The sequence below is a fragment of the Streptomyces sp. NPDC006872 genome (assembly GCF_040635845.1).
Lineage (GTDB): Bacteria > Actinomycetota > Actinomycetes > Streptomycetales > Streptomycetaceae > Streptomyces.
In genome coordinates this window covers 19606-45012 of the sequence record NZ_JBEYIL010000031.1, presented here as the reverse complement: position 1 = coordinate 45012, position 25407 = coordinate 19606, and the positions used below count along the sequence as shown (strand labels likewise).

Sequence of the window (25407 nt, the reverse complement as noted above, 5' to 3'; positions counted from 1 at the left end):
CGGCTACGCCCCCGGCGAACACTCTCCTCTCCGGGATTCCCCGAAGGGGCCCGCGCGTTAGGGTCCATGAATACGAGGGCAGGGGAGTCCCCGTTGCCCCCGGCAGTACACGTGAGACGGCCCGGCGCCGTCGTAAGACGAGCAGGTGGATACGTGACGAATCTGATGCCCACAGCCGCCGGCGACCCTATCGGTGGTGGCCTCGGCGACCAGGTCTACAACCGGCTGCTCGGCGAGCGGATCATCTTCCTCGGCCAGGCGGTCGACGACGACATCGCCAACAAGATCACCGCACAGCTGCTGCTCCTTGCCGCCGATCCGGACAAGGACATCTACCTCTACATCAACAGCCCCGGCGGTTCGATCACGGCGGGCATGGCGATCTACGACACCATGCAGTTCATCAAGAACGACGTGGTGACCATCGCGATGGGTCTCGCGGCCTCGATGGGCCAGTTCCTGCTCAGCGCGGGCACCCCCGGCAAGCGCTTCGCGCTGCCGAACGCCGAGATCCTGATCCACCAGCCCTCCGCGGGCCTGGCCGGCTCGGCCTCGGACATCAAGATCCACGCCGAGCGGCTGCTGCACACCAAGAGGCGCATGGCCGAGCTGACCTCCCAGCACACCGGTCAGTCGGTCGAGCAGGTCACCCGCGACTCGGACCGCGACCGCTGGTTCGACGCCTTCGAGGCCAAGGAGTACGGCCTCATCGACGACGTCATCCCGACGGCCGCCGGCATGCCGGGCGGCGGCGGTACCGGGGCGGCCTAGGGCCGTCTCTGACGGCGGCAGGGCCGCTCAGGGGGCTCTCCGGAGCCCGCTGAGTCCCCTGAGCCCCTGACCCCTTCCGAAGTTCCAGGAGCCCTCCGAGGCCCTCCCGGAGTTCCAGGAAGCCCTCCCGGCCTCCCGGAGCCTCCCCGGGGGTGGTCGAGGGGCCCGGGGACCCCGGAAGCCGTCAGGGCCGTCAGAACCCCCTTCCAGCCCCTCCAGTCACCGCCCCAGCCCTCTCTCCAGGAGACACCGTGAACGACTTCCCCGGCAGCGGCCTCTACGCCCGCACCGAGGCCGAATACACCGGCCCCCGCGCCGAATCCCGCTACGTCATCCCGCGCTTCGTCGAGCGCACCTCCCAGGGCGTGCGCGAGTACGACCCGTACGCGAAGCTCTTCGAAGAGCGCGTGATCTTCCTGGGCGTCCAGATCGACGACGCCTCCGCCAACGACGTCATGGCGCAGCTGCTGTGCCTGGAGTCGATGGACCCCGACCGGGACATCTCGGTCTACATCAACAGCCCCGGCGGCTCCTTCACGGCGCTGACCGCGATCTACGACACGATGCAGTTCGTGAAGCCCGACGTCCAGACGGTCTGCATGGGCCAGGCGGCCTCCGCCGCCGCGATCCTGCTGGCCGCCGGCACGCCGGGCAAGCGCATGGCGCTGCCCAACGCGCGCGTGCTCATCCACCAGCCGTACAGCGAGACGGGCCGCGGTCAGGTCTCCGACCTGGAGATCGCCGCCAACGAGATCCTCCGGATGCGCGCCCAGCTGGAGGACATGCTGGCCAAGCACTCCACCACGCCGATCGAGAAGATCCGCGAGGACATCGAGCGCGACAAGATCCTCACGGCCGAGGACGCGCTCGCGTACGGCCTGATCGACCAGATCATCTCCACCCGCAAGATGAACAACAACTCTCTGCGCTGACGCGCGCGGTCGTCCCGTCAGAGGGCCCCTCGGCACGGTGTGACACGGTCCACGTCGCAGTGAACCGTGCCAAGGGGGGCCCGAACGGGGGGCCAGGCAAGGTACCGTCGGAATAAGGCAGCACCAGGAGCCGCTGGATTCGAAAGCGTCCAGTCGTCTCCCAGGCGAAGGGGAAGCACACCGTGGCACGCATCGGTGACGGCGGCGATCTGCTCAAGTGCTCGTTCTGCGGCAAGAGCCAGAAGCAGGTCAAGAAGCTCATCGCAGGGCCCGGTGTCTACATCTGCGACGAGTGCATCGATCTCTGCAACGAGATCATCGAGGAAGAGCTCGCGGAGACGAGCGAGGTCCGCTGGGAGGAACTCCCGAAGCCGCGCGAGATCTACGAGTTCCTCGAGGGCTACGTGGTGGGCCAGGAGCCCGCCAAGAAGGCCCTGTCGGTCGCGGTGTACAACCACTACAAGCGCGTCCAGGCCGGCGAGAACGGCGGCGCCCAAGGCCGCGAGGACGCCATCGAGTTGGCGAAGTCCAACATCCTCCTGCTCGGCCCCACCGGCTCGGGCAAGACGCTCCTCGCGCAGACTCTGGCGCGCATGCTGAACGTCCCGTTCGCGATCGCCGACGCCACGGCCCTGACCGAGGCGGGATACGTCGGCGAGGACGTCGAGAACATCCTGCTGAAGCTGATCCAGGCCGCCGACTACGACGTCAAGAAGGCCGAGACCGGGATCATCTACATCGATGAGATCGACAAGGTCGCGCGGAAGAGTGAAAACCCCTCCATCACCCGTGACGTGTCGGGCGAGGGCGTGCAGCAGGCCCTGCTGAAGATCCTGGAGGGCACCACCGCCTCGGTCCCGCCGCAGGGCGGCCGCAAGCACCCGCACCAGGAGTTCATCCAGATCGACACGACGAACGTGCTGTTCATCGTGGGCGGTGCCTTCTCCGGCCTCGAGAAGATCATCGAGACCCGCGCGGGCGCCAAGGGCATCGGCTTCGGGGCCACGATCCGCTCCAAGCGCGAGCTGGAGTCCAAGGACCAGTTCGAGGCCGTCATGCCCGAGGACCTGGTCAAGTTCGGCATGATCCCGGAGTTCATCGGCCGTCTGCCGGTCATCACCTCGGTCCACAACCTGGACCGCGAGGCGCTCCTGCAGATCCTGATCGAGCCGCGCAACGCGCTGGTCAAGCAGTACCAGCGGCTCTTCGAACTCGACGGCGTGGAGCTGGACTTCGAGCGCGAGGCCCTGGAGGCCATCGCCGACCAGGCCATCCTCCGCCAGACCGGCGCGCGCGGCCTGCGCGCCATCATGGAGGAAGTCCTCCAGGCGGTCATGTACGAGGTCCCGTCCCGCAAGGACGTGGCGCGCGTCGTCATCACGGCGGACGTCGTCCTGTCCAACGTCAACCCGACCCTGATCCCTCGCGACGCGCGCGGCGGGCGGGGCCCGGGCGAGCAGAAGACCGCCTAGCCGGCACAGGCACGGCGATACGTACGACGAAGGGGCCCCGGTCAACCGACCGGGGCCCCTTCGCGGTTGAGAGCGCCAAGAACGCTACGTCCTGGCCTACGCCTTGATGCGGACCTGGTCGCGCAGCTTCGTGGTGATGTCGATCGCCGCGTCCTTGGTGATGCTCTTGGTGTTGTCGCCCGGGGACACCATGGCGATCGTGCTGTAGTCGGACCAGACGCAGAACCAGTCGGTCGACTCCTTCTTGGTCAGCGAGTTGGTGCTCTTCGCCGACTGGCACTTCATGACCGCGCCGTCGATGTCGGCCGCCTCGGGCTCGCCGATCAGCTCGGTCTTGCCCTCGGTGCTGCTCGAGGAGCTGGAGGAGTCGGTGCTCTCGAGCTCCTGCTGGATGGCGGCGAAGTACTTGTCCAGGGTGCTCTCGGGGTCCGCGATCTTGCCGTAGCCGCCGAGCATCGTGATGCCCTTGGCGGTCAGCAGCTCGGCCTCGCTCGGCAGGTCCGCGGGGTCGGGGTTCTGCGGGTCGTAGTCGCCGAAGTCGGCCGTCGACCACTGTCCGACGACGGCCTTGCCGCCCGTGACACCGCTGGCCGTCAGGTACTTGGTGGTGTCCGAGTCACTGCTCTCGCCGCCCTTGCCGACCCGCTTGTACTCGGTGAGCGCGGTCGCCGGGGTGTCCAGCTTGTGTGCGCCGTCGTCCTTCAGGCCGCCGCCCGCGCCGGTCCCGCCGAGCACGAAGTAGGCGCCCACGCCGATCGCGGCGACGACCGCCACCGCGCCGATCACGATGCCGGCCTTCTTCTTGCCGCCGCCCGCCGCCGGGGGCTGCGGAACGCCGTAGGGAGGCTGGCCGTAGGGCGGCTGCTGGCCGTACGGGGGCTGCTGGCCGTACGGGGGTTGCTGCCCGTACGGTCCGGGCTGCTGCCCGTACGGCGGGGCCTGCGGGGGGACGCCCTGCGGGGGCTGCTGCGGGTAGCCGTAGCCGGGCTGCGGCGCGGGGGGCTGCTGGGGGTGGCCGTAGCCGGGCTGGGGTGCCTGCGGCGGCTGGCCGTACGGACCCGGTTGGCCGTACGGTCCGGGCTGCTGGGGCTGCCCACCGTAAGGGCCCGGCTGGTTGTGACTCATTTCTGGGTTCCCCTCCAGATGCTTATGTGATTTTCACATCCTGGCTCAAAGCCAACACCTGCACGGCAGCGGGGCCCCTACCGTTACAGAGCAAACACGTTTCGGGACGGCGCGGTGACACCCCTAAACTGGCCCCGTGACCGAGAACGCTCAGCAGCAGCCATCAGCGCCCCACACCGAACTGCCGACCCAGTACGCGCCGGCCGATGTAGAGGGGCCGCTGTACGAGCGCTGGGTAGAGCGGGGCTACTTCGAGGCCGACGCGAAGAGCGACAAGCCTCCGTACACCATCGTCATCCCCCCGCCGAACGTCACGGGCAGCCTGCACCTGGGGCATGCCTTCGAACACACGCTCATCGACGCCCTCACCCGCCGCAAGCGCATGCAGGGCTTCGAGACGCTGTGGCAGCCCGGCATGGACCACGCCGGCATCGCCACGCAGAACGTCGTCGAGCGCGAGCTGGGCAAGGAGGGCAAGTCCCGGCACGACCTCGGCCGTGAGGCCTTCGTCGAGCGCGTCTGGCAGTGGAAGGGCGAGTCCGGCGGCCAGATCAGCGGCCAGATGCGCCGACTCGGCGACGGTGTCGCGTGGTCGCGTGAGCGCTTCACGATGGACGAAGGGCTTTCCCAGGCCGTCCAGACCATCTTCAAGCGGCTCTACGACGACGAGCTGATCTACCGCGCCGAGCGCATCATCAACTGGTGTCCGCGCTGTCTGACCGCGATCTCCGACATCGAGGTCGAGTACCAGGACGACGACGGCGAGCTCGTCTCCATGAAGTACGGCGAGGGTGACGACACCATCGTCGTCGCCACCACCCGCGCCGAGACGATGCTCGGTGACACGGCCGTCGCCGTCCACCCCGACGACGAGCGCTACAAGCACCTGGTCGGCAAGGAGATCCGCCTTCCGCTGACCGACCGCTCCATCCCGGTCGTCGCCGACACGCACGTCGACCCGGAGTTCGGCACCGGCGCCGTCAAGGTGACCCCGGCGCACGACCCGAACGACTTCGAGATCGGCCAGCGGCACGACCTGCCGGCCATCACGATCATGGACGAGCACGCGGTCATCACCGCCCACGGTCCCTTCCAGGGCCTGGACCGGCTCGAGGCCCGCTCCGCCATCGTCGCCGCCCTGCGCGCCGAGGGCCGGATCGTCGCCGAGAAGCGGCCGTACGTCCACTCCGTCGGCCACTGCTCGCGCTGCAAGACCACCATCGAGCCGCGCCTGTCCATGCAGTGGTGGGTCAAGGTCGGCCCGCTGGCCAAGGCCGCCGGTGACGCCGTCCGCGACGGCCGCGTCAAGATCCACCCGCAGGAGATGGAGAAGCGGTACTTCGACTGGGTCGACAACCTCCACGACTGGTGCATTTCGCGGCAGTTGTGGTGGGGCCACCGCATCCCGGTCTGGTACGGCCCGAACGGCGAGGTCGTCTGTGTCGGCCCCGACGAGGAGGCCCCGACCGGCGAGGGCTGGCGTCAGGACACCGACGTCCTCGACACCTGGTTCTCCTCCGGCCTGTGGCCGTTCTCCACGCTCGGCTGGCCCGAACAGACCGAGTCGCTCGCGAAGTTCTACCCGAACTCCGTCCTGGTCACCGGCTACGACATCCTCTTCTTCTGGGTCGCCCGGATGATGATGTTCGGCCTCTACGCGATGGACGGCACCCCGCCGTTCCACACCATCGCCCTGCACGGCATGGTCCGTGACCAGTTCGGCAAGAAGATGTCCAAGTCCTTCGGCAACGCGGTCAACCCGCTGGACTGGATGGACAAGTACGGCTCCGACGCGCTCCGGTTCACCCTCGCGCGCGGCGCCAACCCCGGCGTCGACGTGCCCATCGGCGAGGACTGGGTCCAGGGCTCCCGCAACTTCGCCAACAAGATCTGGAACGCGACGCGCTTCGCGCTGATGAACGGCGCGACGGTCGACGGCCCGCTGCCGGACGCCGCCGCGATGTCGGCGACCGACCGCTGGATCCTCTCCCGTCTCAACTCGGTCGTCGCCGAAGTCGACGCGCTCTACGAGGACTTCCAGTTCGCGAAGCTCTCCGACGCGCTGTTCCACTTCGCCTGGGACGAGGTCTTCGACTGGTACGTCGAGCTCTCCAAGACGACGTTCATGGCCGGCGGCGAGCCCGCGAAGGTCTCCGGCCGGGTCCTCGGCGAGGTCCTCGACGTCACCCTGAAGCTGCTGCACCCGATCGTCCCGTTCGTCACGGAGACCCTCTGGACGACGCTGACCGGCGGCGAGTCGGTCGTCGTCGCCGAGTGGCCGACGGACAGCGGCTTCCGGGACACGGCGGCCGAGCAGGAGATCGAGAGCCTGCAGAGCGTGATCACCGAGGTCCGCCGCTTCCGCGCCGACCAGGGTCTGCAGCCCGGGCAGCGCGTCCCGGCCCGTCTCACGCTGGACGGCACGCCGTTCGCGGCGCACGAGGCGGCCGTCCGCCAGCTGCTGCGCCTGACGCCGGAGGGCGAGGACTTCTCGGCGACGGCGACCCTGCCCGTCGCGGGCGCCACGGTCGCGCTGGACCTCTCCGGCACGATCGACGTGGTCGCGGAGCGCAAGCGTCTGGCCAAGGATCTGGCGGCCGCCGAGAAGGAGAAGGCCCAGGCCAACGCCAAGCTCGGCAACGAGGCCTTCCTGGCGAAGGCCCCGGACAACGTGGTCGACAAGATCCGCGGCCGCCTCGCCAAGGCGGACGAGGACATCGCCCGCATCCAGAGCCAGCTGGAGCGCCTGCCGCAGGCGTGAGGCACCGCGTAGGCGAAGGCCCCCGGGATCCGTACGGTTCCGGGGGCCTTCGCCTACGTCTGTCAGTGGTCGTCCGTAGACTGGCCCCGTGAGCGAGCTCCCCCCGAACGGTGACCACGACCAGCCCCGCCCCCTCGACCCCTTCGACGAGATCATCGCGGAGGAGACAGACCGCGATCCCGATCTCGCCGTCATCGAGGCCGGCAGCCGCACCCTGCGCACCCAGGGCAGCGCAGGGCAGGGCGATGTGCCCGCGCGTCCTGCGGATCCCGAGGTCGACAAGGCCCTGCGCGAGGTGGAGTCGGAGCTGGCCACCCGCTGGGGCGAGACCAAGCTGGAGCCCTCCGTCAGCCGTATCTCCGCGCTGATGGACGTGCTGGGGGAGCCGCAGCGCGCGTACCCGTCGATCCACATCACGGGCACGAACGGCAAGACGTCCACCGCCCGCATGATCGAGGCCCTGCTCGGCGCCTTCGAGCTGCGCACCGGCCGCTACACGAGCCCGCACGTCCAGTCGATCACCGAGCGGATCAGCCTCGACGGCGTCCCGATCTCCGCCGAGCGGTTCATCGAGACGTACCAGGACATCAAGCCGTACATCGAGATGGTCGACGGGTCGCAGGAGTACCGGCTGTCCTTCTTCGAGGTGCTCACCGGCATGGCGTACGCCGCCTTCGCGGACGCGCCGGTCGACGTGGCGGTCGTGGAAGTGGGGATGGGCGGCTCCTGGGACGCGACGAACGTGATCGACGGTGACGTCGCCGTCGTGACGCCCATCGACCTGGACCACACCGACCGGCTCGGTGAGACGCCCGCCGCGATCGCCGTCGAGAAGGGCGGGATCATCAAGCAGGACGCCACCGTCATCCTGGCCCAGCAGCCGGTCGACGCGGCCCAGGTCCTGCTGAAGAAGGCCGTCGAGGTCGACGCGACCGTGGCCCGGGAGGGTCTGGAGTTCGGCGTCGTCGCACGTCAGGTCGCCGTCGGCGGGCAGCTGGTCACCCTGCGCGGGCTGGGCGGCGAGTACCCCGAGGTCTATCTGCCGCTGCACGGCGCCTACCAGGCGCACAACGCGGCCGTCGCGCTCGCCGCCGTCGAGGCGTTCTTCGGCGTCGGCGCCCAGCGCCCCGAGCCGCTCTACATCGACACGGTCCGCAAGGCCTTCGCGACCGTGTCCTCTCCGGGCCGCCTCGAAGTCGTCCGGCGGTCCCCGACCGTCGTCCTCGACGCCGCCCACAACCCGGCCGGCGCCCGCGCCACCGCCGAGGCCGTCAGCGAGGCCTTCGACTTCAGCCGACTGATCGGCGTGGTCGGCGCCAGCGGCGACAAGAACGTGCGAGGGCTTCTGGAGGCCTTCGAGCCGATCTTCGCCGAGGTCGTGATCACCCAGAACTCGAGCCACCGCGCGATGGACGTCGACGAGCTCGCCGCGATCGCCGTTGAGGTGTTCGGCGACGACCGCGTCCAGGTCGAGCCGCGGCTGCCCGACGCGCTGGAGGCGGCGATCACGCTCGCCGAGGAGGACGGCGAGTTCACCGGCGGCGGGGTGCTGGTCACCGGTTCCGTCATCACCGTCGGCGAGGCCCGACTGCTTCTCGGGAAGGGCTGAGGTCCCACACCATGCGTACGCTCTGCTCCTCGACCCTGATCGGCGAGTTCTTCATCATCGGCTTCGCCGGTCTCGTCGCGATGAAGGAACCCGACCTGTCCACCTCCACGGTGTGGACGGTCTGCGGCATCGCCATGTTCTTCAGCGTGCTGCTGTGCGGTCTGGTCACCCGGCCCGGGGGCGTCGCTCTCGGCTGGGCGCTGCAGATCGCCCTTGTCGCATCCGGATTCTTCATCCCGATGATGTTCTTCATGGGGGTGCTGTTCGGCGCCCTGTGGTGGGCTTCGGTGCATTACGGCAGAGAGATCGACGAGGCGAAGGCGCGCTTCGCAGCACAGGCCGCCGCCGGCTCTCCGGATACTGCTGACGCTGCGTGACAGGCGCCCGGACACGCCCTGTAACCTCATCCCACCGCACACCCCGGCAGTAGCCCGGTCGTAGAAGGAGTCACCCCGTGAGCCAGCGCACCCTCGTCCTGCTCAAGCCCGACGCGGTCCGTCGTGGCCTGACCGGCGAGATCATCAGCCGTATCGAGCGCAAGGCCGGCTGGCAGATCACCGCGCTGGAGCTGCGCACCCTGGACCAGGACACGCTGGAGCAGCACTACGGCGAGCACAAGGGCAAGCCCTTCTACGAGCCGCTGGTGGAGTTCATGGCCTCCGGTCCGGTCGTCGCGCTGATCGTCGAGGGTGAGCGGGTCATCGAGGGCGTGCGCGCGCTCGCCGGTCCGACCGACCCGATCGCCGCCGCCCCCGGATCGATCCGCGGTGACTTCGGTGTGATCGTCCGCGAGAACCTGATCCACGCCTCCGACTCCGAGGAGTCCGCCGAGCGCGAGGTGAAGATCTTCTTCCCCGGTCGCGTCTGACGCACCGGCGGGGGCGGTGAAAGACGCCCCGACAGCGGTCTGAAGCGGGCGATCGAGGGAACGGGTATCCCCGAACGCCCGTCTCCAGAAGCGAACCCACACAGCATCTGCAAACAATGGCGGAGACCGCTCCGCAGTGTTCGTGCAGGCGCGTTTACGATGGAAGCCTTCACGTCACAGCACCCACCTCGCCGACCTGATAAGCCCTCAAAAAGCTCATGGAAGGCCAGTCGAATCCTGATGGGGAACTCAATGTCGTTCATCGGCCGTGACATGGCTGTCGACCTCGGGACCGCCAACACGCTGGTGTACGTCAGGGGTCGCGGGATCGTACTCAACGAGCCGTCCGTCGTCGCGATCAACACCAACACCGGTGGCATTCTCGCGGTCGGCGCCGAAGCGAAGAAGATGATCGGGCGCACGCCGGGCAACATCGTCGCCGTGCGTCCGCTGAAGGACGGCGTCATCGCCGACTTCGAGATCACCGAGCGGATGCTCCGCTACTTCATCCTGAAGATCCACAAGCGGCGGTATCTGGCTCGGCCGCGAGTCGTCGTCTGTGTGCCCTCGGGCATCACGGGCGTCGAGCGCCGTGCCGTCATCGAGGCGTCGACCCAGGCCGGCGCCCGTCAGGTGCACATCATCGAGGAGCCCATGGCCGCGGCCATCGGCTCCGGCCTGCCGGTCCACGAGGCCACGGGCAACATGGTGGTGGACATCGGCGGCGGCACCACGGAGGTCGCGGTCATCTCGCTCGGCGGCATCGTCACCGCCCAGTCCATCCGTGTCGCGGGCGATGAACTGGACAACGCGATCATCCAGCACATCAAGAAGGAGTACAGCCTCCTCCTCGGTGAGCGGACGGCCGAACAGATCAAGATCACGATCGGTTCGGCCTACGACCTCGACGACGACCAGCACACCGAAATCCGCGGCCGGGACCTGGTCTCCGGGCTGCCCAAGACCGTCGTCATCTCGGCCGCCGAAGTGCGCAAGGCGATCGAGGAGCCGGTCAACGCCATCGTCGACGCCGTGAAGACCACCCTCGACAAATGTCCGCCGGAGCTGTCCGGCGACATCATGGACCGCGGAATCGTTCTGACCGGCGGCGGAGCCCTGCTGCGCGGTCTGGACGAGCGACTGCGCCGGGAGACCGGCATGCCCATCCACATCGCCGAGGACCCGCTGGACAGCGTGGCGCTCGGCTCCGGCAAGTGCGTCGAGGAGTTCGAGGCGCTCCAGCAGGTGCTGGACGCCGCGCCCCGCAGATGACGTAACGCTTCGGTTCCGCCGTACGAGATGATCTCCTCTCGTGCGGCGGATCGTTGATATAGAGGCATAAGCTCCCACAAAGCGCCCTTGGTCATCTTGGCCCGGGGCTACGTGAATTCCTGTTTTCCTGGTTCCTGGTTTTTTCTCTCGAGGAAGGGCACGGCCGCCGCACGTGAGGGACACACGAGAGAGCCGGCTGCTCCTGGTGCTGCTGGTCGCGATCGCGTTCGCGCTGATCACGGTGGACATCCGCGGCGGGGAGGACTCCCCGGTCGACGGTGCCCGGCAGGCCGCGGCCGCGGTCTTCGGTCCGATCGAGGACGGCGTGTCGTCGGCGGTCGATCCCGTCGGCAACGCCGTCTCCGCCGTCCGTGACTCCGGTGAACGCCACGACCGACTCGCCGATCTGGAGCAGGAGAACGCGGCTCTCAAGGCGAAGCTCGGCAGCGACGACCGCAACCGCAGCCGGCTGACGCAGCTCGACAAGATGCTGAAGATCGCCGGCGCGGGCCAGTACGGCATCAAGGGCGCGGAGGTCATCGCGATAGGAGCGGCCCAGGGCTTCTCCTGGACCATCACCATCGACGTCGGCGCGAACGACGGCGTCAAGCGCGACATGACGGTCCTGAACGGGGACGGGCTGGTCGGGCGGGTCACCACCGTCGGCCCCCACACCGCGACCGTGCTGCTCGCCAACGACCCCGACTTCACCGTGGGCACCCGGATGGAGGCGTCCGACGAGCTCGGCTTCGCCTCCGGGCAGGGCGACCGGCCGCTGCGCGTCGAACTCCTCAACGGCAAGGCCGAGGTGAAGAAGGGCGACCGGCTGGTCACCTTCGGCTCGCAGGCCGACAAGCCCTTCGTGCCCGGCGTCCCCGTCGGCGTCGTCTCCCGCGTCGACCCCTCCGGCGGCGACCTCACCCGCACCCTCTACGTCACGCCCTACGTCAGCTTCACCAAGCTCGACATCGTGGGCGTGGTCGTCGAGGCCCCGAAGAAGGACCCGCGCGACACCGTGCTCCCGTCCAAGCCCAAGCCGGTGCCCACCCCGACGGTCACCGTCACGGTGACCCCGAACGCGTCCGTCGACGGCCAGCAAGAGCAGCAGTAGGAGCTGACAACCCCCATGCGCGTCAACCGGATCCTGCTCTCCGTCCCGCTGGTGGTCGTCGCCCTGGTGATCCAGGTGAGCGTCTTCGCCCGCCTGCATCTCCCGGGCGCCGTCCCCGACCTCCTCCTGCTCACCGTCCTGGGCCTCGCCATGATCTACGGCCATGTCGGCGGCGCCCTCATCGGCTTCGGCGCCGGCCTCCTCGCCGACCTCGCCCCGCCCGCCGACCACGCCGCCGGCCGGTATGCGCTGGTGCTGTGCGTGATCGGCTATCTCGCCGGACTAGTCAAGCCCGAGAGCGGGCAGATCAAGTCGGCCACCGGCCCGATGGTCGTGGTCGTCGGCGCCGCGATCGGCTCCACGCTGCTGTACGCCGGGGTCGGCGCGCTCGTCGGCGACACCGCCGCCCGCCATGTCGGCCTGACCGGGCTGCTGTTCACGGCCGCGCTGTACGACCTGCTGCTGGCCCCGTTCGTGGTCCCCGCGGTCATGTTCCTGGCCCGGCGCGCCGACAACGACCCCCTCGCGGAGACCAACTCCGCCGCCAAGAGCCCCGACATCTCCTCCGGCTGGCTCTCCTCCGGGACGGGTCTGCGGATCGGCGGCCAGCGCAACGGCCTGAAGCTGAAGGCGGCCAGGTCGCGGGGGGCCCGGGCCGGCCGCATCAAGGGGGTCAAGCGGCTGTGAACACGGGCGGGTTCACTCGAACGGTCACCTTGGGACTCACTCGAACGGTCACCCCGGGATTCACCCGAACGGGGAAGTTCCGGCGGAACGTGGGCTCACAGGCCGGTCGTTCATCATTCGTACGCACACACAGCTGCGCACACTCGTTCGCGTACTGAGAGGGGGAGACAGCCGCAGTGACCAATATTCCCGAGACCGGTCGGACACCACGGGTCCAGATCAGGCTCGTCGTGATCCAGATCCTCGTCCTCTCCCTGCTCGGCACCCTCGGCGGCCGCCTGTGGTACCTGCAGATCCGGGAGGGCGCGGAGTACGCCAAGGAGGCCTCCGGCAACCACGTCCAACAGGTCGTCGAGCCCGCCGTCCGCGGCTCGATCCTGGACGCGCGCGGGGTGCCCCTGGCCGACAACGAGACACGGCTCGTGGTCTCCGCCTCCCGCACCGACCTGCTGAAGCAGCCGGACGACGGCAAGGCGGTCCTGACGAAGCTGGCGGGCGTGCTCGGCATGACCCCCGAGGACGTCATGCTGAAGGTCCGGCTGTGCGACGCGGAGACGCCCCAGCCCTGCTGGAACGGCTCGCCGTACCAGCCGATCCCGATCACCGACGAGGCCACCGCCAAGCAGGCCCTGCAGATCCGCGAGCGCGCCGAGGACTTCCCCGGCATCACCGCCGAGCCCGAGGCCGTGCGCCGCTACCCCGCCCCCGGCAAGTCCAACACCGCCCAGGTCCTCGGCTACCTCTCCCCGGTCACCGACGACGAGCTCACCAAGGCCCAGGACACCGACTCGCCGTATCTCCGCTCCGACCAGGTCGGCCGCTCGGGCCTGGAGCGCGAGTACGACAAGGAGCTGCGCGGCAAGGCCGGCGTCACCCGCTACGAGGTCGACAACCTCGGCCGCGTCATCGGCGAGGCCGAGGCGGACGCGGCCGAGCCCGGCTCCAACCTCGTCACCAGCATCGACGCCCGCGTCCAGCGGGTCGCCGAGTACGAGCTGAACGAGGCGATGAAGGAAGCCCGCAAGCAGCTCGACCGCAACACCAACGAGAACTACAAGGCCGACTCCGGTGCGGTCGTCGTGATGGAGGCCAAGACCGGCCGCATCGTCGCCATGGCGTCCAACCCGACGTACGACCCGAACGCCTGGGTCGGCGGGATCTCCGCGAAGGACTACACCAGGCTGACCGGCAAGGCCTCCAACTATCCGCTGCTCAACAGGGCCATACAGGGTCAGTCCGCGCCCGGCTCCACCTTCAAGGTGATCTCCACGGCGGGCGCCGTCGAGGCCGGCTACGACTTCAACGGCAACTACCCCTGCACCAGCTCCTACTCGGTCGGCGGCCAGGTCTTCAAGAACTTCGAGTCGCAGAGCTTCGGCTCCATCTCGCTCGGCCGGGCCCTGGAGGTCTCCTGCGACACCGTGTTCTACGGGCTCGCCCACAAGGAATGGCAGAAGGACGGCGGCATCAACCCGAAGAAGGGTGAGCCCAACGACTACTTCTTCAAGGCCGCCCACCAGTTCGGGCTCGGCAAGGAGACCGGCATCGACCTCCCCAACGAGGTCACCGGCCGCGTCCCCGACCGTCAGTGGAAGCAGTCCTACTGGGACGCCAACAAGGACGGCTGGTGCAAGACCGGCAAGAAGGACGGCAGTTACGTCGAGAAGATCGCGTACGAGAACTGCCTCGAAGGCAACAAGATGCGCGCCGGTGACGAGATCAACTACTCCATCGGCCAGGGCGACACCCTCGTCACCCCGATCCAGATGGCCACGATCTACGCGGCGATCTCCAACGGCGGCACCCTGTACGACCCGACGGTCGGCAAGGCCGTCGTCAGCGCCGACGGCAAGACGGTCACCGAGATCAAGCCCAAGTCGCACGGCAAGCTGCCGATAAGCAAGGCCACGCTGAGCCAGATGGACGAGGCCCTCGCGGGCGTCGCCACCCGCGGTACGGCCGCCTGGCGCTTCGCCCAGGTCGGCTGGCCCCAGGACAAGATCGCGATGCACGCCAAGACCGGCACCGCCGAGGTCTACGGCAAGCAGACGACGTCCTGGTTCACCACGTACACCAAGGACTACGCGGTCGTGATGACGATCTCGCAGGGTGGTACCGGTTCCGGCGCCTCCGGTCCGGCCGTGCGCAACATCTACGACGCGCTCTACGGCGTCTCCGACGACGGCAGGATCGACAAGAAGAACGCCCTGCTGCCCACCCCGCTGACAAGCCTGCCGAAGGTCCAGACGGACGGCACGATCAAGTCCCCGAAGATCTCCAAGGACCCGGCGAAGCAGCAGCGCCTCAGCCAGGAGGCCGCGCCGGAGCCGGACGAGACGCAGGCGGCGGGCACCGCCCAGCAGAACACGAACACCAACCGAGACACCCGCCGGCGACGGCGGAAGAGGGGAAGCCGGAGGATGTGCACATGACCGGCGCGAACAGCTTCTCCGTCTCCGGATACGGGCCCCAGCGGGCCGGCTGGACACGGGTCTTCGCCCGTGACTCGCTGGCCCGGCGGCTGGACTGGCCGATACTGCTGTCGGCGATCTCCCTGTCGCTGATCGGCTCGCTGCTCGTCTACTCGGCGACCCGCAACCGCACCGAGATCAACCAGGGCGACCCCTACTACTTCCTCGTCCGGCACCTCATGAACACCGGCATCGGGATCTGCCTGATGATCGCCACGGTGTGGCTCGGCCACCGCACCCTCCGCAACGTGGTACCGGTGCTCTACGGCCTCTCGCTGCTGGGGATCCTCGCGGTGCTGACCCCGCTCGGCTCCACGGTCAACGGCGCGCACTCCTGGATCGTCCTCGGCGGCGGCTTCTCGCTCCAGCCCTCGGAGTTCGTGAAGATCTCGATCATCCTGGGCATGGCCATGCTGCTCGCGGCCCGGGTCGACGCGGGCGACAAGCTCTACCCCGACCATCGCACGGTCGTCCAGGCGCTCGGCCTCGCGGCCGTTCCGATGCTGATCGTCATGCTGATGCCCGACCTCGGGTCGGTCATGGTCATGGTGCTGATCGTGCTGGGCGTGCTGCTGGCCTCCGGAGCCTCCAACCGCTGGGTCTTCGGGCTGATCGGCGCGGGCGCGGCCGGCGCGATCACCGTCTGGCAGCTGCACATCCTGGACGAGTACCAGATCGCCCGCTTCGCCGCCTTCGCCAACCCCAGCCTCGACCCCGCCGGCGTCGGCTACAACACCAACCAGGCACGGATCGCGATCGGTTCCGGCGGTCTGACCGGGGCCGGTCTCTTCCACGGTTCGCAGACGACGGGCCAGTTCGTCCCGGAACAGCAGACGGACTTCGTCTTCACCGTCGCCGGCGAGGAACTGGGCTTCATGGGCGCGGGCCTGATCATCGTCCTGCTCGGTGTGATCCTGTGGCGCGCCTGCCGCATCGCCCGTGAGACGACGGAGCTGTACGGCACGATCGTCGCCGCGGGCATCGTGGCCTGGTTCGCCTTCCAGTCGTTCGAGAACATCGGGATGACCCTGGGGATCATGCCGGTGACGGGCCTGCCGTTGCCGTTCGTCTCCTACGGCGGCTCGTCGATGTTCGCCGTGTGGGTCGCGATGGGGCTGTTGCAGTCCATCCGGGTGCAACGGCCGATGTCCGCGTAAACATCAGGACACCTTGCGGTTTCCCTGCGTTCATCCCTGATTGGTGCCCGGTGCGCACTGCCGTTCGGGCCCGAGTCCGACTAGATTCAATTCATGGCGGAGACGAAACGCGAGATCGAGCGCAAGTACGAATCCGATGAGAGCGGGCTGCCCGACCTCACCGGCGTGGCCGGGGTCGCCTCCGTCGTCGACAAGGGCGTCGCCGAGCTGGACGCGATCTACTACGACACCTCCGACCTGCGCCTGGCCGCGGTCTCGATCACTCTGCGCCGCCGTACCGGCGGCTCGGACGCCGGCTGGCATCTGAAACTGCCGGTGGAAACCGGAGTCAGGGACGAGATCAGAGCCCCGCTCTCCGACGACGTACCCGAAGAGCTCGCCGGGCTGGTGCGCTCCCGTGTTCGTGAGGGACAGCTGGTGCCCGTGGTGCGGCTGCGCTCCCACCGGGACATCCGCGACCTCGTCGACGCCGAGGGCCGACTGCTCGCCGAGGCCAGCGTGGACGCCGTCCGGGCGGACCGGCTGTTCGGCGGCGAGGGCAGCGCCCAGTGGTCCGAGATCGAGGTGGAGCTCGCCGACGGCGGTGACCCGGCCCTGCTCGACAAGCTGGAGAAGCGGTTGCGCAAGGCGGGCGTACGGCCGTCGAAGTCGGCGTCGAAGCTGGCGCGGGCGCTGGCGGAGACCGGGTCGAAGAAGCAGCGCAAGAAGGCGAAGGACGCCGGCAAGGGGGCCGGGCAGGGGGAGGGGGCTTCCGTCCGTGAGCCCGTGACCGCGGGCGATCATGTGCTGGCGTACGTCCGTGCCCAGCGGGACGCGATCGTCGAGCTCGATCCTGCCGTCCGCCAGGAGGCCGAGGAGTCCGTGCACGACATGCGCGTCGCCACCCGTCGGCTGCGCAGCACCTTCCGCTCCTTCGGCAAGGTCCTGGACCGGACCGTCACCGACCCGATCGGCGACGAGCTGAAGTGGCTCGCCGGCGAGCTGGGCGTGGGCCGCGACCACGAGGTGCTCGGCGAACGCCTCACGGCGGGCCTCGACGACGTTCCGCACACCCTGGTCTCCGGCCCGGTCCGCGAACGGCTGCAGACCTGGGACAAGGCCGGGCACCGCGGCTCGCGCAAGCGACTCCTCGGCGTCCTGGACTCCAAGCGCTATCTGACCCTGCTCGACACCCTCGATGGGCTGGTCGCCGGCCCGCCGCTGTTGGAGGCGGCCGCCGGCCGTCCGTCCGAGGTGCTCGCCAAGGCCGTGCGCAAGGACTTCGGCAAGGTGTCCGCGCTGATCGAGCAGGCCCTGGCGCAGCCGTCCGGCCATGAACGCGACGAAGCCCTGCACGAGGCGCGCAAGAAGGCCAAGCGGACCCGGTACGCGGCAGAGACGGCCACCTCGGCGATCGGCGGCCCGGCCAAGACCCTGACCAGGTCCATGAAGTCGCTGCAGAGCCTGCTCGGCGAACACCAGGACAGCGTCATGGCCCGCCAGACCCTGCGCGAGCTGTCCGCCGTGGCGCACGCGGCGGGGGAGAGCGCCTTCACCTACGGGCTCCTCTACGGCCGTGAGGAACGCCGGGCGGAGCTGGCGGAGGATGCGCTGCCGAAGGCGTGGGAGACGATCCAGGGCGACATGGACGTATAGCGGGAGACAGGGGTTCAGGGGAGACAGAGGTAGTCAGCGGCGACAGGGCTTCAGAGGGGCGGCGGCGCAGCCATCTGGGGCGGGGGAGTCCTTCGACCGGGTTAGGCTTGATGGTCACCCCTGCCGCACCGCTGTCTCGCCCCTGTCAGCTCAGCTCACGAAGGTAACGCCGCGATGTCTGTCGAATCGGTCTTCCCGCAGCTCGAAGCCTTGCTCCCGCATGTGCAGAAGCCGATCCAGTACGTGGGCGGCGAGCTCAACTCCACGGTCAAGCCCTGGGAGGACTGCGACGTCCGCTGGGCCCTCATGTACCCGGACGCCTACGAGGTCGGTCTGCCCAACCAGGGCGTCATGATCCTCTACGAGGTACTGAACGAGCAGCAGGGCGTCCTCGCCGAGCGCACGTACAGCGTGTGGCCGGACCTGGAGGCGCTGATGCGGGAGCACGCCGTCCCGCAGTTCACGGTGGACAGCCACCGCCCGGTGAAGGCCTTCGACGTGTTCGGGCTGTCCTTCTCCACGGAGCTGGGCTACACCAACATGCTGACGGCGCTGGACCTCGCGGGCATCCCGCTGGAGTCCAAGGACCGCGGCCTCGACGACCCGATCGTCCTCGCGGGCGGCCACGCGGCCTTCAACCCCGAGCCGATCGCGGACTTCATCGACGCGGCGGTCATCGGCGACGGCGAGCAGGCCGTGCTGGACATGACGAAGATCATCCGCGAGTGGAAGGCGGAGGGCCGCCCGGGCGGCCGCGAGGAGGTCCTCTTCCGCCTCGCGAAGACGGGCGCGGTGTACATCCCGGCGTTCTACGACGTCGAGTACCTGCCGGACGGCCGTATCGCCCGTGTCGTGCCGAACAAGTCGGGTGTCCCGTGGCGCGTGTCGAAGCACACGGTCATGGACCTCGACGAGTGGCCCTACCCCAAGCAGCCGCTGGTCCCGCTCGCCGAGACGGTGCACGAGCGCATGTCGGTGGAGATCTTCCGCGGCTGCACCCGCGGCTGCCGTTTCTGCCAGGCCGGCATGATCACCCGTCCGGTGCGCGAGCGCTCCATCACGGGCATCGGCGACATGGTGGAGAAGGGCCTGAAGGCGACCGGCTTCGAGGAGGTCGGCCTGCTGTCGCTGTCCAGCGCCGACCACAGCGAGATCGGCGAGGTCGCCAAGGGGCTGGCGGACCGCTACGAGGCGGACAAGATCGGCCTGTCCCTCCCCTCCACCCGAGTGGACGCCTTCAACGTCGACCTGGCGAACGAACTCACGCGCAACGGCCGCCGCTCGGGCCTCACCTTCGCCCCCGAGGGCGGCTCGGAGCGCATGCGCAAGGTCATCAACAAGATGGTCTCGGAAGAGGACCTGATCAGGACGGTCTCCACGGCGTACGGCAACGGCTGGCGTCAGGTGAAGCTGTACTTCATGTGCGGTCTGCCGACGGAGACGGACGACGACGTCCTGCAGATCGCCGACATGGCGATGAACGTGATCGCCGAGGGCCGCAAGGTCTCCGGCCAGAACGACATCCGCTGCACGGTCTCGATCGGCGGCTTCGTCCCCAAGCCCCACACCCCCTTCCAGTGGGCCCCGCAGCTCTCGGCGGAGGAGACGGACGCCCGTCTGACGAAGCTCCGCGACAAGATCCGGGGCGACAAGAAGTACGGCCGCTCGATCGGCTTCCGCTACCACGACGGCAAGCCCGGCATCGTGGAGGGCCTGCTGTCCCGAGGCGACCGCCGCATCGGCGCGGTCATCCGGGCCGTCTACGAGGACGGCGGCCGCTTCGACGGCTGGCGCGAGCACTTCTCCTACGACCGCTGGATGGCCTGCGCCGACAAGACGCTGCCCGCCTTCGGCGTGGACGTCGACTGGTACACGACCCGCGAGAAGACCTACGAGGAGGTCCTGCCCTGGGACCACCTGGACTCGGGCCTCGACAAGGACTGGCTCTGGGAGGACTGGCAGGACGCCCTCGACGAAACAGAGGTCGAGGACTGCCGCTGGACGCCCTGCTTCGACTGCGGGGTGTGCCCGGCGATGGACACCCACATCCAGATCGGCCCGACCGGCAAGAAGTTGCTGCCGTTGACGGTGAAGCAGCCGACGCCGGCCAGTTGAGGCGGCGTATGTCGGCGCGATGGCGTCGATCCAGTGGTTCGGCTCGGCGACCGTGGGGGCGGGCCAAACGGGGCAGTTCCGGGTGCGTGGTGCTGTTTCTGGTTTGAGCCTGATCCCATGAGCATCCGGCCGTGGGTCATTGTCGAGGAGCCGGACGATCGTGGGCTGCGCCGGGTCACGATCGGCGGCGAGGCGGTAGGAAGCGCCTGGTCGGCGGGTGGACTGCGGAGAATGCTCGGTCGGCGCGGCTATCCGGTGAACATGGATCTGGATGATCCGACGTCCATATGCTGGCGCGGCGGGGACAGCAGGACCTGGCCTGACCGGGCATGGCGAAGGCACGCGACCGCGGTGCTCATGGTGGCCGGACTGCTGGCGTCCATGGTGCTCAATGCGGTCATCGGATGGCCGGACGCCGCCGGGGCGCTGACTTTTGCGCAACGGATGACCGGGGGGCTCTTCGTCCTGTCAGGTCTGGTGCAGGGCGCGGCCGCCGTCATGGTGCTCGACTACTGGGGGAGACGGCAGGTCAAGCTCTCCGGAGCGGTCGTCCTGCTCGCGGTGCTGATCGCGCTGGCAACCGACAGTCTCCTTCTGGTCATGTGGATGGAGGAGACGGAGTACACGCCCTACCTGCTGGCGTTCGTGCCCCTGTGGTGCTGGTCCCTGTGGGCGCTTGTCCTCCTTGCGCGTGAAAAACCCTGGCGGGGAGCCCCGCAGCCCAAGACATTCGCGGCGGGATTGGTCGTCACCGCACTTCTGACGGGTGCCAGCCTGGCGTATTCGACCATGTACCAACCCGCGGCAGCCCCTATGCATTTTACCTTGAGCGCAAAATTCGGGACGGCGCGGCCGGACCGTAGGGAGCCGTTCGTTCATGTCCCGCTGACGCTTTACATGAAGAATACCGGCGGGATCCCGGTCTATATCGTCAATGACAGCTATGCGGTCCGTGGCAGAGATGTCGCTTACTCCAGAAAATCCGGGAGTCGGGACTTGTTGGCGGAGTGGGAGGAGAGTGCGGGGAAGGGGGGTGGCTTGGCGGGGGAGGCGGAGCTCTATGTCGGCGACTTCTCATACACCATGATCAGTAGCGGGCATTTCTACGGTCCCGGTGAGCGGCTCGAAGTCGGGCAGGAATACGCTCTTGAGCGCGTTCTCCAACTCCCCGTGGATGCCGCGTACGAAATAGTAAGCGTCCGCGTGCAGGTTTCGTACATGAGGAAGGACCGTGGGAAGCTCGATGTGAAGAATTTCGGTGCCGTTCATTATTCATGGAACAAGAGTGACGAGAAATACTACTGTCCTCCAGAGGAAGGATGTGAGAAGCAGCTCATTTATCACGGGAGAGTGTGGCACAACAATAATCTGATCAATGTCACGCGTAAGCCCCGCTATGTGACGGCGATCTGGTCGCCCGGGGGCCGGCCCATATCTTCGATCTCGTCGTTCCGGTTCCAGGATGAGCGGGGTTTTTATTCGGAAGAGAAGAGGGAGCTGGACAGGTACGGGGCGGCGTCGGTTCGTGCTGGTGCGGAGGTGTCCGTGGCGGAGCTGCTGGGATCTGCCGGTCGTTGACGGCGCTGTTCCGGTCCTCAACCGCCGTCGGACTCCATGAGCCAGGGAGTCACTGTGATCCCGGCGTCCGCCTGCAGGTACACCGCTGTCTGCCTGCAGGAGGAAGCAGGCTTTCTGCCGAGAGTCGAGAGCAGGTCGTCCCCCGGTATGAGCTCGGCGAGCTCGGTGATGAGCGGTGCGACTGGGAAGGGGGCGTGGGTGCGCTCGTCGTTCTGCAACTGGGCGAGGATATCGAGCGAGTCGTCGCGCTCTTCCTTGGCCTTCCAGAAGTCCTTGACCCCTTCGGTGTCCCACTTCCGGGGAACCAGATCCTCCAGCCCCTTGGCGAGTTCACGCTCCGACTTGGCGTTGAATATCGCGTTGGTGCACGCTTCAGCCGCCTTGCCGAGGGGGGCTTCCGGCAGGCTGTGCGCGGAGGCGGCTGCCTCTTGCCTGCCCTTCATCCGAGGGGTCCGGTCCCTCAGCTCTTCCCGGGCTTCGGCTCGCTCCTGCGGTGATGTTCTGGGGTCGCTCATCTTCTTCACCAGTTGATTGCCCTGCTGCGCGTCATCCACAAGCTCTTGCCGGTCGGCGTCGGGTGTGGGCGTGTCCGAGTGGGGTGTGGGCTGGTCCGAGTGCGGTGTGTCCTGTTCGAGGCCCAGTTCCGCCGAAGTGCTCGTCAGCATCAGGGCCGTGCCGGTCTCCTCCCCGCCGCGGCTCATCTCCAGGGCGGAGTTCGCGTCCGTCACGATGGCGATCAGTTGCCCGCGTAGGTTTTGCGGCGTCTCGGGGGAGCGGATCGCGCCGAGGACGGATGTGGTCCGCTTCACGACCAGGAGGATCCTGGATCGTTCCTCGGGCGGGACGCTCGGATCGGTGCCCACCTCCAGAGTGGCGGTTACCTGTTTCACCAACGGGGTCAACTGTTCTTGCAGTTCGTCAGGGGCGCTGTCGTCGCTGATGACTGCCAGTGTCGCGGTCAGCTCTTTCGTGCTTTCGATGACCGCTTGCCTGTCCTGCGGTGTCGTCGCGGGGTCTTCGACCGCTTCCAGGGTGGTGGTCAAATTTTCCACAGTCGGCGCGAGCTCTTCGGGGACTGTTTCCTGCTGTTCGTTCAGGCTTGTCGTTAGATCTTCAATGTTTTTCTTCTGGTCCGCCGGAGGTTCGGACCCTGAATTATCCGTATCGTCCGCATTCGGCGGGTCGTTCGGTGTGGGCGGTGTGGAAGGTGTGGACGGAGGGGTCGTCGCGGGCGTTGGCGACGTATCAGTCGAGGGCTGGGTGGTAGTGGGGGTGGGAGTGGGGGTCGGGGTAGGCGTTGGGGTAATTGTCGGAGGTGGAGACGGAGGCGGAGTAGGCGTCGGCGTCGGCGAGGCGGATTCCGTTTGTGCGAGTGCTGCGGCCGGGTTCGTCCCGTCGTCGGTCCGAGGTGCTGCCGCCGCACTCGTCAGGCCCGTTGGCAATGCGAGCGCTGCAGCCAAGAGGGATGTGTTGACCATGTCGAAGACGTGTCGCCGGCCGGTTCTGGGCATAGTGATTCCAGATGCGCTTTGTAGGCGGTCTCTCAGAAACGCTCCGGAACACAGAAACTCCGGAGCGGAGAAGATCTGGCACTCGAACAAGGCAGAGCCGATATAAACCACTCTTCACCCGCTCGGTGTATTCCGCAACGCGGACACCGCGCAGGTGGGGAGGGGTGCCCGGAGGCCGGTCGGCGGACCTCCGCGCCCGTTCCTGACGGGCTCTCAGCACTGCATCCAGGCGCTGCATCCGGCGGGGCGGATGTAGCGTCTACGTCTACATGGACCTGCAGAAATCGCCCGCCGAACCGCCTGCCCGGCCGCCCGCGCAGGCGCCCGCAGGGTGTCTTGTCGTGGCGGTTCGGTTGCCTGTGCGGATTGTCGTGCTGGTGTTGGTCCTGCCCGTGCGGATGGCGTGGGATGCGCTCGTCGTCGTGGGGCGGCTTCTTCGGGACACCGTGTTGCGGCCGGTCGGGCGGGGGCTGTTGTGGCTGGGGAAGGCGCTGTTCGTCTGGCCGTTGATCGGGCTGTGGCGGTATGTCGTCGTGCCGTTGGGCAGGGTGCTCGGCCGGCTCGGGAACCTGCTGCTGGTCGTGCCTGCGGTGTGGGTCCATCGGCACGTTCTCGCGCCGGTCGGGCGGGGGCTCGCGTGGGTGTACGCGCGTGTGCTCACGCCCGTTGGGCTTGCCGTCCTCTGGCTGCTGAAGGGGATCTGCGTCGGTGCGTACACCGGCGTCGCGTGGCTGGCGCGGTATCTGCTCGTCGTACCCGCCCGGTGGGTCTACGAGTGGGTTCTTGCGCCGGTCGGGCGGGCGATCGCCTGGTGTGCGCGTGGGGTGGGGTGGTTCCTGGGGGTGCTGGTCAGCGGGATCGGGGTCGCCCTGTACTGGACGGCCAGGGTGCTGGTCGTGCTGCCCGCGGTCGCTCTGTGGCGTTGGGTGCTCGTCCCCGTCGGGCGCGTCCTCGCGGTCGTCGCGCGTGAGGTGGGGGACGCCCTCGGGCATGCGTGGCGGATCGCGGGACGGATCTCGCTCGCCGCCGGACGGTTCCTCGGGACGCTCTTCCGGTGGATCTTCGTGGAGCCCGTGCGCTGGGTGTACCGGACCGTCCTCACCCCGGTCGGGCACGTCGTCCGGGACGCCGTGCTGCGTCCCGCCGCCCGGGCGGCGCGCAGCGTGAGCCGGGCCACCCGGCAGGCGCTGGCCACCGCCCGAGAGACGGCACGCCAGGCCCGCGCGGACGTACGGCGGATGCTCTTCGGGGAGCCGGAGCAGCGGGAGGCGGTCGTCCGTCGGGAACCATCGGCGGACGAGACACGTACTCTTGGTAGCAGCACGACCGCTCTCACGAAGGACTGAACGACACTGGGCAAGCGACAGCCCGAAGGCCCGCCGCCCGCACCCGCGGTGCAGCGCATCCGACTGCGCTACACCAAGCGCGGCCGCCTCCGGTTCACCAGCCACCGTGACTTCCAGCGTGCTTTCGAGCGCGCGTTGCGCCGTGCCGAGGTGCCGATGGCGTACTCGGCGGGGTTCACGCCGCACCCGAAGGTGTCGTACGCCAATGCCGCACCCACCGGCACGGGCAGTGAGGCGGAGTACCTGGAGATCGCGCTCACCGCGGTGCGTGACCCGGAGGAACTGAGAGCTCTTCTCGACGAGTCGCTGCCCACCGGGCTCGACGTCGTCGACGCGGTCGAGGCCCGGACCTCGGGTCTCGCCGACCGGCTGACCGCTTCCGTATGGGAGCTGCGGCTGGACGGCGTGGACCCGGCCGACGCCGATCGCGCGGTGGACGCCTTCAACAAGGCCGACGCCGTAGAGGTCCAGCGCATGGCCAAGAACGGCGTCCGTACCTTCGACGCCCGTGCCGCGGTCGTACAACTTGAAACGCACAGTGAACCTGCTGATAGGCCGACCGACCAGCCCTGTGCGATACTGCGGCTGGTTGTTCGGCACGTGACGCCTGCCGTTCGACCCGACGACGTCCTGTCCGGTCTCCGCGCCGTGGCCGACCTGGCGCCGCCGGTCCCCGCTGCGGTGACCAGGCTGGCGCAGGGGCTGTTCGATGAAGAGACCGGCACGGTGACCGACCCGCTCGCGCCCGACCGCGAGGCAGCTCAGGCCCTCACAACGGGCGATCCCGCTGCCACCGCGAAGGCGCCCGCGTAGGGAAGGTCCCGCGAAGGGACGGACGTCGTAGCGCCGCCCTCGTACTCGGGAGCCACCTGGGTCGGGCAGCGCACCGACCAGAAGACTTTCGCCAGGCCGTACGCATTCGGCGTACGGAACCGGCGAGACAGGACACAGAGAGCTCCCGTGCGGCGCCCGCGCCCCGGACGGCG

The 25407-nt window shown here is 68.3% G+C and carries 19 protein-coding genes; 17 read left to right on the top strand and 2 right to left on the bottom strand.

Annotated elements, in window-relative coordinates; genetic code table 11:
• Positions 1-165 precede the first annotated feature (165 nt).
• The 3 genes from ABZ725_RS49320 to clpX all read left to right on the top strand — a co-directional run bounded on the left by ABZ725_RS49320 (position 166) and on the right by clpX (position 3175).
• On the top strand, positions 166-771 hold the full coding sequence (locus ABZ725_RS49320) for an ATP-dependent Clp protease proteolytic subunit (RefSeq protein WP_351916950.1): 606 nt from the start codon (positions 166-168) through the stop codon (positions 769-771).
• A gap of 251 nt (positions 772-1022) precedes the next feature.
• The gene (locus ABZ725_RS49315; protein WP_266397397.1) at positions 1023-1703 is read left to right on the top strand and encodes an ATP-dependent Clp protease proteolytic subunit; all 681 of its coding nucleotides are present in this window, start codon (positions 1023-1025) and stop codon (positions 1701-1703) included.
• 182 nt (positions 1704-1885) lie between these two features.
• Positions 1886-3175 (top strand): ATP-dependent Clp protease ATP-binding subunit ClpX, encoded by a 1290-nt coding sequence (gene clpX, locus ABZ725_RS49310; RefSeq protein WP_351916899.1) that lies wholly within the window; start codon positions 1886-1888, stop codon positions 3173-3175.
• A gap of 96 nt (positions 3176-3271) precedes the next feature.
• On the opposite strand, the gene ABZ725_RS49305 is transcribed toward clpX, so the two are convergent.
• Positions 3272-4300 carry a hypothetical protein gene (locus ABZ725_RS49305; protein WP_351916901.1) on the bottom strand — a complete coding sequence of 343 codons (1029 nt, stop codon included), beginning with the start codon at positions 4298-4300 and terminating at the stop codon, positions 3272-3274.
• 136 nt (positions 4301-4436) lie between these two features.
• Here ABZ725_RS49305 and ABZ725_RS49300 point away from each other — a divergent pair, with 136 nt between their 5' ends.
• From ABZ725_RS49300 to ABZ725_RS49245, 12 genes are all read left to right on the top strand, one after another.
• Positions 4437-7061, top strand: coding sequence for a valine--tRNA ligase (locus tag ABZ725_RS49300; protein ID WP_358808919.1), 2625 nt, complete (start codon positions 4437-4439; stop codon positions 7059-7061).
• Positions 7062-7149: 88 nt separating this feature from the next.
• Entirely contained in the window at positions 7150-8670 is a 1521-nt protein-coding gene (locus tag ABZ725_RS49295) for a folylpolyglutamate synthase/dihydrofolate synthase family protein (RefSeq protein ID WP_358808918.1), read from the top strand.
• 11 nt (positions 8671-8681) lie between these two features.
• Positions 8682-9047, top strand: a complete 366-nt coding sequence (locus ABZ725_RS49290) for a DUF4233 domain-containing protein (RefSeq protein ID WP_351916907.1) — start codon at positions 8682-8684, stop codon at positions 9045-9047.
• A 77-nt stretch (positions 9048-9124) separates the two neighbouring features.
• Positions 9125-9538 (top strand): nucleoside-diphosphate kinase, encoded by a 414-nt coding sequence (ndk, locus tag ABZ725_RS49285; RefSeq protein WP_351916909.1) that lies wholly within the window; start codon positions 9125-9127, stop codon positions 9536-9538.
• Positions 9539-9790: 252 nt separating this feature from the next.
• The gene (locus ABZ725_RS49280; RefSeq protein ID WP_020127820.1) at positions 9791-10810 is read left to right on the top strand and encodes a rod shape-determining protein; all 1020 of its coding nucleotides are present in this window, start codon (positions 9791-9793) and stop codon (positions 10808-10810) included.
• Between the two features lie 172 nt (positions 10811-10982).
• Complete coding sequence (mreC, locus tag ABZ725_RS49275; RefSeq protein ID WP_351916911.1) at positions 10983-11921, top strand: rod shape-determining protein MreC; 939 nt, start codon at positions 10983-10985, stop codon at positions 11919-11921.
• Between the two features lie 15 nt (positions 11922-11936).
• The gene (mreD, locus tag ABZ725_RS49270) at positions 11937-12608 is read left to right on the top strand and encodes a rod shape-determining protein MreD (RefSeq protein WP_351916913.1); all 672 of its coding nucleotides are present in this window, start codon (positions 11937-11939) and stop codon (positions 12606-12608) included.
• 176 nt (positions 12609-12784) lie between these two features.
• On the top strand, positions 12785-15040 hold the full coding sequence (mrdA, locus tag ABZ725_RS49265; RefSeq protein ID WP_358808917.1) for a penicillin-binding protein 2: 2256 nt from the start codon (positions 12785-12787) through the stop codon (positions 15038-15040).
• Positions 15037-16236, top strand: a complete 1200-nt coding sequence (gene rodA / locus ABZ725_RS49260; protein WP_358808916.1) for a rod shape-determining protein RodA — start codon at positions 15037-15039, stop codon at positions 16234-16236. The genes mrdA and rodA overlap by 4 nt, the downstream gene beginning before the upstream one ends.
• A gap of 93 nt (positions 16237-16329) precedes the next feature.
• Positions 16330-17871: a CYTH and CHAD domain-containing protein gene (locus ABZ725_RS49255; protein ID WP_358808915.1), complete on the top strand. Its 1542-nt coding sequence runs from the start codon at positions 16330-16332 to the stop codon at positions 17869-17871.
• A gap of 174 nt (positions 17872-18045) precedes the next feature.
• The gene (locus tag ABZ725_RS49250) at positions 18046-19986 is read left to right on the top strand and encodes a TIGR03960 family B12-binding radical SAM protein (protein ID WP_351916921.1); all 1941 of its coding nucleotides are present in this window, start codon (positions 18046-18048) and stop codon (positions 19984-19986) included.
• A 117-nt stretch (positions 19987-20103) separates the two neighbouring features.
• Positions 20104-21564: a hypothetical protein gene (locus ABZ725_RS49245; RefSeq protein ID WP_358808914.1), complete on the top strand. Its 1461-nt coding sequence runs from the start codon at positions 20104-20106 to the stop codon at positions 21562-21564.
• A gap of 17 nt (positions 21565-21581) precedes the next feature.
• Here the strand turns inward: ABZ725_RS49245 and ABZ725_RS49240 are convergent, their stop codons facing one another.
• Entirely contained in the window at positions 21582-22607 is a 1026-nt protein-coding gene (locus tag ABZ725_RS49240) for a hypothetical protein (protein WP_358808913.1), read from the bottom strand.
• Between the two features lie 737 nt (positions 22608-23344).
• Between ABZ725_RS49240 and ABZ725_RS49235 the strand changes: the two genes are divergently transcribed.
• Together ABZ725_RS49235 and ABZ725_RS49230 are read left to right on the top strand one after the other, a co-directional pair.
• On the top strand, positions 23345-24421 hold the full coding sequence (locus tag ABZ725_RS49235) for a hypothetical protein (RefSeq protein WP_358808912.1): 1077 nt from the start codon (positions 23345-23347) through the stop codon (positions 24419-24421).
• Positions 24422-24469: 48 nt separating this feature from the next.
• Positions 24470-25234 (top strand): TIGR03936 family radical SAM-associated protein, encoded by a 765-nt coding sequence (locus tag ABZ725_RS49230; RefSeq protein ID WP_358808911.1) that lies wholly within the window; start codon positions 24470-24472, stop codon positions 25232-25234.
• Positions 25235-25407 lie beyond the last annotated feature (173 nt).

What these genes read in the sequence shown, in the direction of transcription:
- ABZ725_RS49320 (WP_351916950.1), top strand. Translation starts at nt 166, where the DNA reads ATGCCCACAGCCGCCGGCGACCCTATCGGTGGTGGCCTCGGCGACCAG.
- ABZ725_RS49305 (WP_351916901.1), bottom strand. Translation starts at nt 4,300, where the DNA reads ATGAGTCACAACCAGCCGGGCCCTTACGGTGGGCAGCCCCAGCAGCCC.
- ABZ725_RS49290 (WP_351916907.1), top strand. Translation starts at nt 8,682, where the DNA reads ATGCGTACGCTCTGCTCCTCGACCCTGATCGGCGAGTTCTTCATCATC.
- ABZ725_RS49280 (WP_020127820.1), top strand. Translation starts at nt 9,791, where the DNA reads ATGTCGTTCATCGGCCGTGACATGGCTGTCGACCTCGGGACCGCCAAC.
- mreD (WP_351916913.1), top strand. Translation starts at nt 11,937, where the DNA reads ATGCGCGTCAACCGGATCCTGCTCTCCGTCCCGCTGGTGGTCGTCGCC.
- rodA (WP_358808916.1), top strand. Translation starts at nt 15,037, where the DNA reads ATGACCGGCGCGAACAGCTTCTCCGTCTCCGGATACGGGCCCCAGCGG.
- ABZ725_RS49255 (WP_358808915.1), top strand. Translation starts at nt 16,330, where the DNA reads ATGGCGGAGACGAAACGCGAGATCGAGCGCAAGTACGAATCCGATGAG.
- ABZ725_RS49250 (WP_351916921.1), top strand. Translation starts at nt 18,046, where the DNA reads ATGTCTGTCGAATCGGTCTTCCCGCAGCTCGAAGCCTTGCTCCCGCAT.
- ABZ725_RS49245 (WP_358808914.1), top strand. Translation starts at nt 20,104, where the DNA reads ATGAGCATCCGGCCGTGGGTCATTGTCGAGGAGCCGGACGATCGTGGG.
- ABZ725_RS49235 (WP_358808912.1), top strand. Translation starts at nt 23,345, where the DNA reads ATGGACCTGCAGAAATCGCCCGCCGAACCGCCTGCCCGGCCGCCCGCG.